We start from the raw sequence: 15,112 nt of genomic DNA, 5'->3' as shown, positions 1-15,112 counted from the left end.
ACAAAATGTGGCTTTCCCATTATGATGCTGCCCCTTTCAAATCAAGCGTTAAGGATGACACCCACTATGAGTAGTATTTTCACCGGCCGTGTATCGGGTGCCATGGCCTTCGCCTTGATCTTGAGCGGCTGCAGTTTATCGGGCACTTATCCGGATGCAACCGAAGCAGACGCCGCCAAGCTTCGTTTTATCAGCGACATGAGCAGCGCCACGCTGGGTGTGTTCGATGAGCAGAACTGTGACGGGCAAACCACGGGGATTCTCAATAACTTGTTCCTCGCCGATTCTCGCCGGCGAGCGAACATGTCGATACCTCCTGCCTCCCAGAAGACGCCTTACCTGGAAATCCGCTTGGCCCCGAACAAAGAGCGGATGCTGCACCTCAATACCCAAGGCACCGGCTCGGTATGTGGCATGGCCTTCACCTTCACGCCGCAAAGTGGCGCTGAATACGAACTCACCTTCAGTCGTGCCGGCAGTCAGTGCGTGACATCGCTCAAGCGCCTGCACCAAGCGCAGGGCCAAGTGGTGCGCTCCCCTGTCCCTCTGGTGAATAAAGGCCTGGCAAGCTGCCTGGGCGCCAACGCCCTCTTCCCTGCGCCCGTAAAGGGCCTGCCGGCCACCGTCGAGCGTGACGAAATGATCGAGCAGATTGTCTCGCAGAGCATCATCAGCGAGATGAAGCCTGGGCCTGCCTTGAGCGAGAGCAGCCAGAACGAAGCCGTCGACCTGGTGGTCGACAAACGCAAGCGGCAGATGAACCTGGACCTGCCGGATGCCTATTGGACCCAATTTCGGCAGAACGTAGCGACTTACCTGAAGCAGGCTCAAGGGGTAAAGGCCAGCGCGCTCGAGCACTACAAGGTCGAGTACCACACACGCCTCTCGCGCTTGGATACACCAGCCATCAAGGCACTGGTGCCAGACACCCAGGCCACCGATGTCACCCAGGCGCTGGCTACCAACAACGCGATGTTGCAGTACTACCATCGGCTCGATGAGCAGCTGCAAAAAGAAACGATGGCCGATCACTGGACCCGGATGGCCGACCTGGACAAGCGCTACGGGGTGTGTGAGCGCTACGCGCAGTGCTGGCAGAACTAACCTGGGCCAACCCGCTGCGCCCTTGCCTTGTTCCACCTGGCCATGGGGTTGGCCAGCGTAATCATGCAAGGGCGCCACTCTCTACATCCCCCTGGCCTCCACGGCCCTCCTCCGGCATCAGCTGGTCAGCGCCTGGTAACTCACCCGGTGCGCCTCGGTCGGCAGCGGCACCTCCCATTTGAATAGCATGCGGCGGATATCCGCGTTGCGCAGCGAGGTGTCGCGCTGCTGGTTGCGCCGCATGATCTCGCTCTCCGGGCTTTCCAGGTAGACGATCTCCACCTCTGCACCGTAGCCGTACAGCAAGTCCAGGGTGCGATTGCGCATCTGCGCCGACAGGTGCGTCGAGTTCCATACGAACGGCCGCTGCTCTCGCAACAAGGCCTTGGCCCGGTCGATGGCGTAGTGCGCGGCGGCGCCTTCGTTCTGCCCATGGCGCAGGCCCAGGGCCTGGCGCGCATCGTCGAACGAGACCACCGGCAGGCCCGGATGATGTCGCGCGGCCCAGGTGTCCTTGCCGCTGGCCGGCAAGCCGGAGAGCATCACCACTTGCGAGCCTTGCGGTGCATGCAGCGCATAGTCGGGATGCACCCGGGCGCCACGCAGGTACTGGATGCGCGTGTAGTCGTCGGCAAACGCCCGCGGCCCGTGCAGGCAGCCCTCCTCGGCCGCCAGTTCACGCCACAGTTCGATGGCGCTCAAGACATCGGCCTTGCCAGCGTAATCGCGGCCTTGCATGTCGGCCTCGGCCACCGCACAGAGCATCCACACCGGCAGTTCCCAGGACAGCTTGTGGAGCAGGAACTCCGTGCTGCGCCCGCTGCGATCGCCTTGCAGGGCGAAGAACGGCACCTGGTGCACGGCGATGATGCGGCAGATCTGCTCGCGCAGCTCGAACGGCACAGCGGCGCGCCATAACAGTAGCCGGGCATCCACCGCTCCCCGACGCGAGTGTCCGGGTTGGCCGATACGCCCGGTCTCGGGGTCGATCACTGTGGTATCGGGCTTGGCGATGTCATGCAGCAAGGCGGCGAAGAACAGCACGAAGCGCTGCTCGGCGCTGGCTTGCTGGTAGGCCGGCTGGGCCAGTAGCGCCTCCACCACCATGCGGGTGTGAATCCACACATCGCCCTCGGCGTGGTAGGTCGGGTCCTGCGGGGTGTCGGCCAGGCGCGCCAGGGCCGGGATGGCCGCCAGGCAGGCGGCGCTGTCCATGGCGTGCCCAGGCTCGGGCACCAGGTGTTGCAGTGGATGAATATCCATCTCGAAAAGCTCCTTCAGTAGCCACGGCAGGGGCCATGCCAGTCCATGGACAGGCGCGGCGCGTAGAGGTCGACGCCGTCGGCCAGTTGATTGGGAATGAACGGTTGATTGGCATGGTGCTGGTCGGCATCGAGGATGGCCTGGACGAAATCCTGGCGAACCCACTTCAAGCGGCTGAGGGTTTGCTGTGCGTCCTCAAGCTTCAGGTACAAGCCTTCCATGCGACTGGAGCGGTCGCACTGGCGCCAGGCCCGAGCCAGGTCGAGGCCTTCGCGCTGCACCACGTGTTCGAACGCCTCGCGCCAATGGGCAGTCTTGGCCAGCGAATCGCCAACCAGCGCCATCAGCTCGGCCTGCCGGCGTGGCACCGGGCCTTCGTACAGCACCGGTACCGACAGCACGGGGCCATCCTTGAGCAACTTGCGGCGTGCGGCCGTAGACAAGAACAACCCGCTGCTGCGGTCCCACACGTCGAACTCGCAAAAGTAATGGGGCAAGTGGTCGTAGAACACTGAGTGCTTCTTGTGCAGCCACTCGCCGTACAGTACGAAGCGATCTTCCAGGCGCTCCAGCAGCCAGTGTTCGTGGGCCGCGGCCCACTGCTTGAACAAATTGAACTGGCGCTCGCGTCCGCCTCCGGTGAGGTAGTGGCCACGGGATTGCAGGCGCAGTTCGCCGCCCTCGGTAAAGCTGATGCCGGCGTTGGCACCGTCGAGTTTTTCTTCCACCACCAGCCATTGGCCAGCCAGGGAGGCATAACGAACCTGTCCGGCGTCAGTGTCGCCATCCTGCAGGCGCGAGCTTTCCAGGTGGGGGGTACGGGGGTACTTGAGCAGTTCTAGGGAGTGCGCGTCGGCACGAATATCCATGTTCATGGGTTTCTCCTTGGGAATAGGGAAAAACCGACGACAGGATCAGGCAGGCACAGCGATGAGGCGCCGCCGCGCAAAGGCGCGGGCAGCCATCAGGCACGATGGACCGTCGTCGGTATCAGGCGTGTTGGCTGGCGTAGGGCACTGGCTTCACCACTTGGGAGAAAGGTTGCAGGGGCTTGAGGGCGCGCATTCAACAGCAGACGGCGGTACCTGGTCAAGCCCTGCGATACGTTGAGCTGGGCCAGGTCAACGAGTTTTCGCGATCACCCCAGTCATGTACTGGTGCAAATCACGAAAGTCCTGGACCTTCCAGGCATAGGGCGCAATCTTCACGCCGTTCTCGCGCAAGGTTCTTGGGATCAGGTCGCCGTTTGGTCGCAGTATCACCGAGGAGACGATGACGCCCGGGTAATCGTTCAGGCGTTTCTTGAAGGCGGATGTCGTGAGGTCCGGGGTAGGAGGATTGCTTTTATTGGCCAATGGCCCTGTTCCCTTGATATCCGGGCCATGGCACACGGCACATCGCTGCAGGTAGAGGTTTTTGCCGTTGGCATTATCGGCGAAGGATAACGGCACTTGGATCAACGCTAGAACAGCCAGTGAAGCGATCAATGATCTTTTCATTTTTATTTTGCATTTCCCTCGGTCAGGTATGAAGTCCTTTTCAGTTGCAGTCGCCACTGTGATTGGGGCCCTGCAACTGCTATCGGGCAGCTTGAAAAACGCTTTCGTTGACAATGAGCACGTCATCGTCCAACAGGTTCAAGACGACACAAAAGTTGTGCGTGGACTGAACGTAAACCAGGTCGCCTTCTTGCTTGATCGCCACGAATGGATTGGCTGTGGTCGAGAACAGGAACCACTCCAAATGATTGCGTGCATCGGTCCTGGCGATAAAACCCTCGTTGCCCATTTCGCCCTCGCCGCATAGAACGACCTGGCCATTGCTCAGGGATAACTTATGGTTTACCTGGACTTGCGCCCATACATCGTCATCTTCACCAAGCAACTCACCCAGCGTGGTCTTTGCTTGCCGTGAAAGGCTGTAGGCCCTGCCATAGGTATGGGTAAGTTCGGTGTTTTCAATCGAGTCGATCGCTATGGGCTCGATAACCCCAGGTTGGCGATACATGATGTCCAGGCCGATCAACTGGCCATCACTCCATCGCTCTTGCAGTCCTTTCATATGCGCTAGCGCTCACGGCTATTTTTATCACTGCCGGCCCAGGTTCGGCATGGCCACCCTTTAGCGCGTCGCCTCAGTTTTTGGGCGCCCGATTTCGCGGGGCTCGCACTTTTGGGCAGCGGATTCTACCATGCTCCGGTGATATGAACTGGCCGATCCAGAGCCTCCAAGAGGGTAAAGCTCTATTTGCCCAGCCGGCAATTCGGCACCTTACCCGCCACACTTTGAATGAGCTGCCTGTGCTGGATTTTTCATACTTGGCCGATAGCCAAGGCAACAAACCCTCTTTGTCCATTCATGACCGGGACGTCAAGTTTCTGGAACCTGCCTTTCTGGACCTTGAGCAGAAAACCGGAATCTGTATAGACCCCTACGGAACAACGCGAATCTACCCCGCCCATCAACAAATACTGGTTGATTATCTGCAAGGGCGCAGTGAAGACAAGATTGTCGAGTTTGTGCACTTGCTGAAGAACGCCATCAGGGAAGACGAGGTTCTAGTGGCCGATGGCGACTAAGTACGATATTCACAGGCGTGCGAATGGCGAAGATGACATTGTGATTGGCCTGGATCTCGAGATAGTCCCTGGGAAGTCGATTGGCGGTATCTGCCTGGGAGACAATGCAGACGATATCGTCTGGAACATCCTGGATGAGTTCGATGTACAAGCCTTTGATTTCGAAAACTTCGGGATGACGTACACCTGCTACAGGATCGACGGCGGAGCCATCTCATTTTCCGCCAACGAGGCCGGCAATATCGTCTCCTTATGCTGCGAGCCTCCTTATACGGGTCGGTTTGATAAAAGGTTCTACCCCGGGATAACGGCAGGCGAAATCAAGGCGCGATCCAAAAGACAGGAGCTTGTGGGCGGTTATCTGGTCCTGGATAGAAATTACCTTGTCTACTACGCAATGCCGGATGAGATCGACGACTTCGATCGTTTTTCCGATCTGGATGACGATGTGGTCTTCAATGAGCTGTATGTAGGGAACCTGGCTTGATGCGGCCGCGGCGCATTGGGCTTATCACTTCGCTGTCGGCGCCTTGGTCATCAGCGTGTTCGATGAGCGCATCGAGCGGATCTGCGCTGGCGAGGTCAAGACCATGGATATCGAGGTGAAGGCCAACTACCTGATCACCTTCATCACGGCCGGAATCCGCGCCACGACCGCGCAATCCTGCCAATGAGCCACGCATTGGCGGGCCTCGCCAATGCCGGTGCGAACGCTGCGATATCAGCGGCGGGGGCTAGAGCCTGAGGGTCAAGACCTCGGGGAAGGTGAACTTGAACCAGGGCGTGTAGTCGTCAGGATGTGCCTGGATATCCTGGCGAATTTCCTCGAGGGAGCGATAAGAAAAGGCGTCCGCTTCGGCAGGATTCAATACGGGCTCAAGATCGCTACGGGCAAAGTACAGGTGCCCGTATTCGTGCTCGATCAAGCCTCCCGGCAGGTTGAGAAAGTAACTGAGCTCCAAGCGCTTGGTCATCGGGCAGGTCAACCCCATCTCTTCTTCCAGGCGCCTTTGCGCCGCCTGATCGGTGCTTTCGCCTGGCAGTGGGTGCCCGCAGCAGGTGTTGCTCCATAAACCGCCGCAATGGTATTTGCCTGCTGCGCGCCTTTGCAGCAGCAACTCATTACGGCTGTTGAATACGTAGACCGATACCGCCCGGTGGCGGGCCCCGACCTGGTGGGCCGCCAGCTTCTCCATGACGCCCACTTCCCTGTCGTTGGCATCCACCAGGATGACCTCGATGTGCGGCATGTGACATTCCTTGCGTTGGCGAGTGGGCCTTCAGCACCGGATACCAGGGCCCATCTCGAATGATCTTGTTCCGGTCCAGCTTAGTACAGGCTCACACCCGAGCTTTTGTCATTAAATCGGCGACAGGCCGGGCATACCCTTCGCCCGGTCTTAACATCGATAAGGAATCGATCATGAATCTTTCACGCCTGTTGCTGGCAGGAGTCATCGGCCTGGCACTTACCCCCCTGGCCCACGCCTCATCCGCAGCCGATGTCGAAGAAAAAGCCCAGCTGCGAAAGCTCTTTTGCGAGTCCAAGGGTGGCTCTGACATTACCGCCCTGGGTGAGCTGAAGAAGTCCGACGACGTTGGCGCCGTGGTGGTGTGCAAGCTCCCGCCCTCAAGGACGACGGTGGTCGAAAACCAGGCCGCGGCGACATTCTCGCCACTGCCGCTGACACCTGTCACCGCCACCCTCGCGCCGCCTTCCGGGGTCTATAAGCTTGCTCCGGGGGCCAGCAGCATCAACACCTCCTGCTCGGCCAACCTGGCTATCGCCAAGTGGGCTGGCTTGCCCAACACCAGCAACGGCAACGCCAGCTTGAATTGCCGTGGCTACAACACCAGCGCCGGGGGCAGCACGCTGGGCTGCAAGATCGAATGGACCGGGCCGACCCAGGTCGCCATCGGCGTCACGCCTTATGGCGGGCAAGTGGCGGTGAACTTCAGCTGCCAGGCCATACATCTTGGCTCCATGGGCACCGTCATGGACTTCAGCTACAGCGACCCGGTCTATTCGCGTATTCGGTATGGCTCGGTCCAGGCCACCGGCAGCCTGACCATCACCCAGTAACGCCCCCTGCCTGACCCACTGCACTGTCCCCGTCGGCGCCCATGGGCCGACGGGGGCCGCCATTTCCCTTGCCCGGGTATCAGGCCGGGGACTTGAGCGCCAGGACCTTCCAGCTCGCCTTGCGCTTGCGAGCGACCAGGGCATCCAGGGCCTCACCGGTGGGCCTGCCCTTGGCAGTGAATTTCACCGGGACCAGCAACAACAGGTCCACCCGGTCATCGTCGGCAATCTCCTCGCCCGCGGATGCCGGGTCCCATGGCTTGTCCACCGCCAGCATCGCATCCACCGAATCGGGCCAGGCCAGGTCCCCATAGCCAGGATCATCACGCAGTACCAGCATCCCCTCGGCCAAGGCCTGGTGCTCCAGGCTCTGGCGGGCCAGGCGAGCCAGTAGCTGCACCGGGAAGCACCAGGCTGGCTGCTGCGCCAGGCCGTGCTGGGGAAGCGCCCAGTCCTCGGGCAGGCAGACGAACAGCTCGGTCATGGGAGTGGTGTGGTACAGGCCAATAGTGAACAACAGCTTGTAGCGACCCTTGGTGAGCAGGCTGATATGCAGCGAAAACCGAGGGTCCGCGCTGGGCGGACCGAACAGCGCCGGCAGCACCCAGCCGGCGCTGTTGTGGACGAAGGTCGCGATCGCCTGCCCAGGCCCCTCGACGTCCGGGGCGTCGATATCCAGGATGCTCTGTGCGCCATTGGCTTGCAGCAGCTCTGCTACCGCCGGGTGGCCCCAGGCGCGCGCGGCATCCAGGGCGGTGTTGTTGAAGCGCCGATGCAATTGGTTGACCGTGGCGCCCCGCGCCAGAAGCAGTGCGACCACCTGCTCATGGCCGGCCAACGCGGCCGCGTAAAGTGGCGGGCAGATGCTCAATGGCAGGCCATTGGCACTGGCGCCGGCGTCGAGCAACGCGGTACAGGTCGGCAGGCTCCCTTCACTGGCCGCCAGCCCCAGCGCCGTTTCCTGGCCGCAGACCTCCACAGGCCGATCCACCTCCAGGCCCAGCTCGAGCAGCAGCTGGCAAACCTCGACCTGGCCTTCGCTGGCGGCCATCTGCAGCAGGCCGATATCCCCGGCGGAGCCATAGCGGGGCAGCTCCAGCAACTGCGGATACTGTTGGGCAAAGGCCCGCAATCGCTCCAGCCTGCCCTCCAGGACATCCTCGTAGAGGCGATCCAGCTGGCTCTCGTGTTCTTCGTACAGTCGTTGCCACTCGGTCATCAGGTGCAGGTCCATGTTCTGTCGATACGCTCCGGGGGCGCATTGAGTCGTTAACCGCCGCGCTCGTCAACCACTTCGGTAACCCAGAGGGACTGCTCACTTATGATTGCGATGCAACCGCCCATGAAGGCCGGAGTGTCACGACCGCAGTCGCAGCGAATGAGTGCAGGGCTGGTGCCGAAGGGCTTATGACCAGGGTCGCCCGCCCCGCCTCACTGCTTGCCGCGCACGCTGTTGCGCCAGATCCGGTAGCTCCTGATCCCTGCACGCACCGAGCCGAACAGTAGCTGCTCGTCCATTTGTGCACTCATCCCCGAGCGTTCCAGCATCTTCAGGAAGGTGCCGCGGGCACGGGCGATGGCGAAGTGAATGCCCTGGGCAGCCAGGGTGTCGCGGATTTCCCGCAGCACCGCGATGCCGCTGACATCGATATCGGTGACCGCCTCGGCATCGAACAACACCACCTCGGGCTTGCCGTCATGCCCGATGTTCTCCAGCAGGCGCATCTTGAAGTAGTCGGCGTTGAAGAACAGGATCGCGTCGTCGAAGCGATACACCACCAGCCCGGGCACGGTCCGGGCCTGCGGGTACTTGCTGATATCGACCTGGCCTTCGATGCCTGGCATCCAGCCCAGCACCGCGTCGGTGGGTTGGTAGATGCTGTACAGCAGGCGCAGGATGGCCAGGGTCACGGCGAACATGATCCCCGGCAATACCCCAAGGCCCAGCACGCTCACCGTCGTCAGCAGGCACAGCCAGAACTCGAAGCGGCTGAGCGTGTGGATCTGCCTGAGGGATTTCACGTCGATCAGGCCCCAGCCGGCCATCAGCAGGACCGCGCCCAGGGCCGGCTGCGGGATCCAGGCCATGGGCGCGGTGAAGAACAGCAGGATCAGGGCAATCGCCACGGCGGCGATGATGCCCACCAACTGGCTCTTGCCTCCGACCATGTCGTTGACCGCGGTGCGCGAATCCGCGCCGCTGATGGCGAAGCCCTGGGAGGCCCCCGCTGCCAGGTTGCTCATGCCCAGGGCGATGAACTCATGGTTGGCATTGATTGCATAGCCATGGCGTGCGGCAAAGCTGCGGGCGGTGAGCATGGCGCTGCAGAAACTCACCGTGGCGATACCCAGGGCGTCGCGCAGCAGGCTCTTGCTCTCTTCCAGGGTGGTGCTGGGCCAGGACAGTTCGGGGATGCCGGCAGGCACATGGCCCAAGATCGCCACGCCGAACTGGTCGAGGCCGAAGACCCCGGCCAGCAGGGTGAACACCGCCACCGTCACCAACGCCGCCGGCACCCGTGGATAGCGGCGCGGCAAGCCGATCAGCAAGCCCAGGCTGGCCAAGCCGATGGCCAGGGTCAGCCAGTGGATCTCGCCCAGGCGCTGGAGAAAATCCATCAACCCGAGGATGAAGCCCTCGCCCTCGATCTTGAAGCCCACCACCTTGCCCATTTGCCCGGCGATCAGGCTCAGGCCGATGCCGTTCAGGTAGCCGATGAGGATCGGTCGCGAGAAGAAGCTGGCGATGAACCCGGCCCGGGCGATCCCCGCGGCGATCAGCATCAGCCCCACCAGCACGGTGACAATCATCGACAACTCGACGGTGCGCTGCAGGTCGCCCATGGCCAGGGGCGCCACGGCCCCGCCGAGCATGGCGCAGGTGGCGGCGTCGGGGCCGACCATCAACTGCCGCGAGCTGCCGACCAGGGCATAGACGATCATCGGCAGCACGCAGGCATAGAGCCCGTACTGCGCAGGCAACCCGACGATCTGGGCATAGGCAATGGCGATGGGAATCTGGATCGCCGCCACCGACAAACCGGCCCGCAGGTCGGCGCGCAACCATTCACGGCGGTAATGCAGCAAGTTGGACAGGCCGGACAGATAGCGGAAGAGCAACATGCAGGGTCCTTTCGAAGTGTTCCGTTCTTGTTATTCATCCATGCACTGGCAAGCCGCGTGGGCTGCGATGGAATGCAAGGCGCTATTCAAGCGGATTGGACCGGTGATAGCCATGAGCCAGAGCAGCTTTTGCGCAAGTTATCGCCCTTGTTTGCAAGCGCTCCGGCGACGTTGGAGAGTGCCGACCCGGTCAGATCAGCGGTCCAGCGATAGAGGCTTGACATTAAAGTTAACTTTAAAGTTAGGGTTTGCGCAGGCCGATCACCTTGTACCTATCCCCGAGGGTCCAGCAGCACGGGCCCGATTCGCTAAGCTCAAGGTGTCGCACAGCTCGTTTGAATGCCCCGCGGAGTGCTCGTACTCCACGCCGTGGCGACCTATTTTTGTTCAACGATCCAAGGACACAGCATGCAAACCATATTGGGAGCCAGCGGCCAGATCGCCGTGGAACTGGCACGCGAGTTATCCCGTAGCCACACCGATGACCTGCGGCTGGTGAGCCGCAACCCCAGCAAGGTCAACCCCACCGATACCCTGCTGCCGGCGGATCTGCTCGATGCCGAGCAGGCCGCCAAGGCAATCAAGGGCAGCAGCATCGTGTACTTCACCGCCGGCTTGCCGCCGGACACCCAGTTATGGGAAAGGCAGTTCCCGCTGATGCTGCAAAATGCCCTGCAGGCCAGTCGCGCAGCCAACGCCAGGTTTGTCTATTTCGACAACACCTACATGTACCCACAGAATGATCGCGTGCTGACCGAGGACGCGGCGTTCGAGCCGGTTGGACGCAAGGGCAAGGTCCGTGCCGCGATGGCATCGATGGTGTTGCAGGAAATGGCCCGCGGCGAGATTCCCGTGGTCATCGGTCGGGCACCCGAATTCTATGGCCCGGGCAAGACCCAGAGCATCACCAACAGCCTGGTCATCGACAACCTCAAGGCTGGCAAGAAGCCACGCGTACCGGTCCGGGACGACACGCTGCGGACACTGATCTGGACTCCCGATGCCAGCCGCGCACTGGCGGGCCTGGGCAACGCACCGGACACCTATGGGCAGACCTGGCACCTGCCCTGTGACGACAATCGCCTGACCTACCGGCAGTTTGTCGCCCTGGCATCGGAGCTCTCGGGCCGGGCCCCCTCCTACAAGGTGCTGGGTAAATGGATGCTGACAGCGGCCGGCCTGGTGAACAGCCAGGTTCGTGAGCTCCGGGAGCTGCTGCCGCGCTACGAGCACGACAACCTGTTCGACTCCACGAAGTTCAAGCAGCGTTTCCCAGAGTTCCAGGTCACGTCCTATCGCCAGGGGCTGGCACAGGTCCTCAACGAATGAAATGAGAGGTGGGCCTGGGTACTGCCGGCCGGGGTGTCATTGGGGTTCTGGGGCAAACAGGTAGGTTCGGACAAAGTCCCCCAGTGCTGCGGCGGCATGATTGGCGTCGCTGCTCAGCCCCAGGTTCAGCTCCAGCCACAGGCCACTGAGCAGGGAAAACACCAGGCTTGCAGCCCCCTGGGGAGAAAGGCCCTGGCGGACCCAGCCCTCGCGCTGGCCAATGGCCAAAAGCTCGCTCAGGTCCTTGCGCATCTGCCGGTCCGCTTCGACGATGCGGGCCTGCTCATTACTGCGCGCCAGCTCCAGCCAACTGTCCAGGCTGAGGTCGAATTCGCCGGGGTACAACAGCTCCTGTACCAGCTCTTGTACGCCGATGTCGGCCAACTGGTGCAAGCCCTCCTTGCTGAGCAACTGCCGGGTTTGAGTGATGTAGCGTTCGGTCTCCAGCTCGACGATCGCGTCGATGATCTCGCGCTTGTCCTTGAAGTAGCGAAACACGGCTCCAGCACTCATGCCGGCCCCGACGCAAATGTCCTCGGTACGGGCGCCATGGAAGCCTTTTTCCTTGAACACCCGGGCAGCGGCCAGGAGGATCTGTCCGCGGCGTTGTTCATGCAGTTGTTCGTTACGGGTACGGGCCATGGTGATCTTGATGGATAAGCGGATTAATGAGGCGCGATACTATCAACCCCATGCCGGTCGTCAAACCAGGTGTCGGCACGGCACGCGAGAGTATGCCGAGGCGACTACCAGATCTTGTAGGTGCCTGGCCTGAATAAGTCCGTTATAAAAAAATGCTTTCTCTATCGCCAAGGAAAATCCAGCCATGCACATGGAAGAGCACACGCTGAGCGAGATGAGCGACGAGCTGAAATTGATGCTGGGCCGCTTTCGATACGAACAGTTCGTGGAAAAACTCGGGTGGCGCTTGCCAGCCCATCCCCATCCTGGCCTGTGTGAATGGGACCAATACGATACCGAACAGGCCCGCTACGTCCTGGCCATCAATCAACGGGGAGCCATCGTCGGCTGCTCGCGCCTGATCCCCAGCACCTTCCCTACCCTGCTTGAAGGCGTCTTCAGCCAGACCTGCTCCGGTACGCCACCACGGGATCCGGCTGTCTGGGAAATGACCCGTTTCACCACCAATGAACCTCAGCTGGCGATGCCGTTGTTCTGGAGAAGCCTCAGGATCGCCAGCCAGAGGGGAGCGGACAGCATCGTCGGGGTGGTCAACAGGACCATGGAGCGTTACTACCAGATCAACGGCGTGCATTACCAACGATTGGGCCCGCCCGCCGTGCACCAGAACGAGAAGATCATCGCCATCCAGCTCTCGGCGCACCGCGAGCACCATCGTCACGCCCTCGCATCTGCTACCTTCACCCGTAGCCTTCCACTGCAAGAGATCGCCTGACAAGCGCCGAGTCGCCCTATCGGTCGGCTCGGCAACTTCCTCAGATGTAGCCCAGGGCAACCGCGTAGGACACGGCCTGTACCCGATTACTGGCACCGATCTTGCGCTGGATATTGCGGTGGTGGTAATTCACCGTATCGGTGCACACCCCCATGATCACGCCGATTTCTTCCGAGGTCTTGCCGTCGGCAGTCCAGCGCAGCACATCGCACTCCCTGCCACTGAACTCGACCTGGACATTGAGCGAGCTGTCATCGTTTTCCAGTTCAGAGAGCTTCTCATGGGCCGCCATGGCGAATGCCTTGGTCACCGGTTTCAGCGCTTCGAACTCCTCGGCACTGATGGCCTTGTTCCGGCGAGCCAGGCTCAACAGACCCACACGCCCCTGGGCGTTGAACGAAGGTTGCGCCAAGCCATGGCACAGGTTCGAATCCCTGGCCTCGGACCACAACTGCGGGCACTCGCGGAACAACTCGTTACCCCACAGGATCGGCGCCGATGAGAGCTTGCTGTGCTTCACTGTCGGGTCGATCAGGGCATAGTTCTGCGCCTGATAGCGCTGCACCCAGGGCTCGGGGTAGTTGCTATATATAGATGTCTTGGGGCGCATGAAGGGGGTCACGCTACAGGTGCCGTAGGCAAAGAAATCAAAATCCAGTTCCTGCAGGGCTCCCATCGCAATGCCCTTGAACTCTTCCGTATCCGAAGCTTGTGAAAAGATACTGTAAAAATACGCATCCCATCCAAACAGCTGTCCTAATTCCATTTTGAACACCACCAACGTTTGAAGGAGGTCGTGAGACTAGACCAAACTGAACTCATGTCAACCGTTAACACTGGAGGGCCATAGACCACTTTGCGCTTACTCTAGAATTGTACCATCTAGTTAAACTAAGTAGCCGTAAGCCAGCATCACCTCCCGATGTTATAGAGCCATTACTAGTCTTCCTTTCGACGAACGTACCTGTTCTCTTCACGATACTGAAACAGTCCATCGGGCCGGGGCTTTCGCGGCCCTCCCTACAAGATCTGGTAGTTCCAACAGCCAGAAACGCAAGTGTATAAACATCCCCCGTCTGGAACCCCGACAACAGCACATCGGTTAAACGCTGCAAATAGTGCTGGTCGGATTTCTTAACCGAACATCTAGTTTAATTTAGAAAACATCAGTTCTAACAAGTGAGGATGCTGTCCATGCCTACGCCATCTAGCGAATTCAATGATCAACTTGAACTTCGCAAAAAGAACCGAGCCACCGTTGAACAGTACATGCATACCAATGGCAAGGATCGCCTGCGCCGTCATGAACTGTTCACTGAGGACGGCAGTCTTGGTTCCTGGAATACCGAGAGCGGCGAGCCTATGGAGTTCACCGGGCATGCCAAACTTGAAGCGCTTGGGGCCTGGATCGAGAAGTGCTTTCCGGATTGGCAGTTCCACAATATCCGAATCTTCGCCACCCCCAATCCCAATCATTTCTGGGTAGAAAGCGATGCTCGCGGCAAGACCCGGGTACCTGGTTACCCCGAGGGTTATTGCGAGAATCACTACATCCACTCCTTCGAACTGGACAACGGCAAGATCCGCCAGAGCCGTGAGTTCATGAACCCCTTCAATCAACTTCGCGGCCTCGGCGTTGATGTGCCGAAGATCAAGCGCGAAGGCATTCCTGCCTCATAAATTCCCCCTCACGTTTACTGGAGAATGAGTATGCCAGCTAGTGCAGCCCGACAACTAAACGAACACGATACTGCAGAACTTCGGCGCAAGAACCGCGCTACGGTAGAGCAATACATGCACACCAAGGGCCAGGATCGCCTGCGCCGCCACGAACTGTTCACCGAAGACGGCTCCGGCGGCCTGTGGACCACCGATACTGGGGCGCCAATTGCCATCAACGGCAAGGCCAAGTTGGCTGAACATGCGGTCTGGTCGCTCAAGTGCTTCCCGGATTGGGAGTGGTACAACATTCAGATATTTGAAACCGATGATCCCAATCATATTTGGGTCGAATGTGATGGCCACGGCAAGATCCTCTTCCCCGGGTATCCCGAAGGTTATTACGAAAACCACTTCTTGCATTCTTTCGAGTTGCAGGACGGCAAGATCAAGCAAAACCGTGAGTTCATGAATGTCTTCCAGCAGTTGCGCGCCCTGGGTATTCCGGTGCCGCAAATCAAGCGTGAAGGCATACCTACTTAATTCCCCCTAGGG

At 60.2% G+C, this 15,112-nt stretch carries 18 protein-coding genes; 9 read left to right on the top strand and 9 right to left on the bottom strand.

Annotated features, from left to right (window positions below):
• The first annotated feature begins 21 nt into the window (after positions 1–21).
• Positions 22–1,104, top strand: coding sequence for a hypothetical protein (locus I9018_RS15530; protein ID WP_225926535.1), 1,083 nt, complete (start codon positions 22–24; stop codon positions 1,102–1,104).
• Positions 1,105–1,221: 117 nt separating this feature from the next.
• On the opposite strand, the gene I9018_RS15525 is transcribed toward I9018_RS15530, so the two are convergent.
• The 4 genes from I9018_RS15525 to I9018_RS15510 all read right to left on the bottom strand — a co-directional run bounded on the left by I9018_RS15525 (position 1,222) and on the right by I9018_RS15510 (position 4,428).
• Positions 1,222–2,367: an AAA family ATPase gene (locus I9018_RS15525; RefSeq protein WP_241110025.1), complete on the bottom strand. Its 1,146-nt coding sequence runs from the start codon at positions 2,365–2,367 to the stop codon at positions 1,222–1,224.
• 14 nt (positions 2,368–2,381) lie between these two features.
• The gene (locus I9018_RS15520; protein WP_241110024.1) at positions 2,382–3,242 is read right to left on the bottom strand and encodes an RNA ligase family protein; all 861 of its coding nucleotides are present in this window, start codon (positions 3,240–3,242) and stop codon (positions 2,382–2,384) included.
• Positions 3,243–3,488: 246 nt separating this feature from the next.
• Positions 3,489–3,866 (bottom strand): cytochrome c, encoded by a 378-nt coding sequence (locus I9018_RS15515; protein ID WP_068576910.1) that lies wholly within the window; start codon positions 3,864–3,866, stop codon positions 3,489–3,491.
• Positions 3,867–3,945: 79 nt separating this feature from the next.
• Positions 3,946–4,428, bottom strand: a complete 483-nt coding sequence (locus I9018_RS15510) for a hypothetical protein (RefSeq protein ID WP_241110023.1) — start codon at positions 4,426–4,428, stop codon at positions 3,946–3,948.
• Between the two features lie 143 nt (positions 4,429–4,571).
• Between I9018_RS15510 and I9018_RS15505 the strand changes: the two genes are divergently transcribed.
• From I9018_RS15505 to I9018_RS15495, 3 genes are read left to right on the top strand one after another with little or no spacing between them, the layout of a single operon-like run.
• The gene (locus I9018_RS15505; protein WP_241110022.1) at positions 4,572–4,946 is read left to right on the top strand and encodes a hypothetical protein; all 375 of its coding nucleotides are present in this window, start codon (positions 4,572–4,574) and stop codon (positions 4,944–4,946) included.
• The gene (locus I9018_RS15500; RefSeq protein ID WP_241110021.1) at positions 4,936–5,433 is read left to right on the top strand and encodes a hypothetical protein; all 498 of its coding nucleotides are present in this window, start codon (positions 4,936–4,938) and stop codon (positions 5,431–5,433) included. The genes I9018_RS15505 and I9018_RS15500 overlap by 11 nt, the downstream gene beginning before the upstream one ends.
• A gap of 55 nt (positions 5,434–5,488) precedes the next feature.
• Positions 5,489–5,620 (top strand): hypothetical protein, encoded by a 132-nt coding sequence (locus tag I9018_RS15495; RefSeq protein WP_241110020.1) that lies wholly within the window; start codon positions 5,489–5,491, stop codon positions 5,618–5,620.
• Between the two features lie 60 nt (positions 5,621–5,680).
• Here the strand turns inward: I9018_RS15495 and idi are convergent, their stop codons facing one another.
• Complete coding sequence (gene idi, locus I9018_RS15490; protein WP_241110019.1) at positions 5,681–6,196, bottom strand: isopentenyl-diphosphate Delta-isomerase; 516 nt, start codon at positions 6,194–6,196, stop codon at positions 5,681–5,683.
• A gap of 173 nt (positions 6,197–6,369) precedes the next feature.
• Between idi and I9018_RS15485 the strand changes: the two genes are divergently transcribed.
• A complete protein-coding gene (locus I9018_RS15485; RefSeq protein WP_241110018.1) occupies positions 6,370–7,029 on the top strand; it encodes a hypothetical protein in 660 nt (219 codons plus the stop codon).
• A 79-nt stretch (positions 7,030–7,108) separates the two neighbouring features.
• On the opposite strand, the gene I9018_RS15480 is transcribed toward I9018_RS15485, so the two are convergent.
• Together I9018_RS15480 and I9018_RS15475 are read right to left on the bottom strand one after the other, a co-directional pair.
• On the bottom strand, positions 7,109–8,263 hold the full coding sequence (locus tag I9018_RS15480; RefSeq protein WP_241110017.1) for an ankyrin repeat domain-containing protein: 1,155 nt from the start codon (positions 8,261–8,263) through the stop codon (positions 7,109–7,111).
• A 197-nt stretch (positions 8,264–8,460) separates the two neighbouring features.
• Positions 8,461–10,152, bottom strand: coding sequence for a SulP family inorganic anion transporter (locus I9018_RS15475; RefSeq protein WP_241110016.1), 1,692 nt, complete (start codon positions 10,150–10,152; stop codon positions 8,461–8,463).
• A 408-nt stretch (positions 10,153–10,560) separates the two neighbouring features.
• Here I9018_RS15475 and I9018_RS15470 point away from each other — a divergent pair, with 408 nt between their 5' ends.
• A complete protein-coding gene (locus I9018_RS15470) occupies positions 10,561–11,481 on the top strand; it encodes an SDR family oxidoreductase (protein ID WP_124346860.1) in 921 nt (306 codons plus the stop codon).
• A gap of 36 nt (positions 11,482–11,517) precedes the next feature.
• On the opposite strand, the gene I9018_RS15465 is transcribed toward I9018_RS15470, so the two are convergent.
• Complete coding sequence (locus tag I9018_RS15465) at positions 11,518–12,123, bottom strand: TetR/AcrR family transcriptional regulator (protein ID WP_241110015.1); 606 nt, start codon at positions 12,121–12,123, stop codon at positions 11,518–11,520.
• A 184-nt stretch (positions 12,124–12,307) separates the two neighbouring features.
• On the opposite strand from I9018_RS15465, the gene I9018_RS15460 reads away from it, so the two are divergent.
• Entirely contained in the window at positions 12,308–12,898 is a 591-nt protein-coding gene (locus I9018_RS15460) for an acyl-homoserine-lactone synthase (RefSeq protein ID WP_241110014.1), read from the top strand.
• A gap of 40 nt (positions 12,899–12,938) precedes the next feature.
• Here the strand turns inward: I9018_RS15460 and I9018_RS15455 are convergent, their stop codons facing one another.
• Positions 12,939–13,664 (bottom strand): autoinducer binding domain-containing protein, encoded by a 726-nt coding sequence (locus tag I9018_RS15455; protein ID WP_124346857.1) that lies wholly within the window; start codon positions 13,662–13,664, stop codon positions 12,939–12,941.
• A 428-nt stretch (positions 13,665–14,092) separates the two neighbouring features.
• Here I9018_RS15455 and I9018_RS15450 point away from each other — a divergent pair, with 428 nt between their 5' ends.
• Both I9018_RS15450 and I9018_RS15445 read left to right on the top strand, forming a co-directional pair.
• A complete protein-coding gene (locus I9018_RS15450) occupies positions 14,093–14,578 on the top strand; it encodes a PhzA/PhzB family protein (protein ID WP_241110013.1) in 486 nt (161 codons plus the stop codon).
• Between the two features lie 30 nt (positions 14,579–14,608).
• Positions 14,609–15,100: a PhzA/PhzB family protein gene (locus I9018_RS15445; protein ID WP_178083967.1), complete on the top strand. Its 492-nt coding sequence runs from the start codon at positions 14,609–14,611 to the stop codon at positions 15,098–15,100.
• Positions 15,101–15,112: the final 12 nt, after the last annotated feature.

Origin of the sequence: Pseudomonas sp. MPFS, from assembly GCF_022537035.1 — a bacterium.
Taxonomy (GTDB): Bacteria; Pseudomonadota; Gammaproteobacteria; order Pseudomonadales; family Pseudomonadaceae; genus Aquipseudomonas; species Aquipseudomonas sessilinigenes.
Note: the sequence above shows the minus strand (reverse complement) of the source record. Positions and strands in the feature narration are given on the sequence as shown.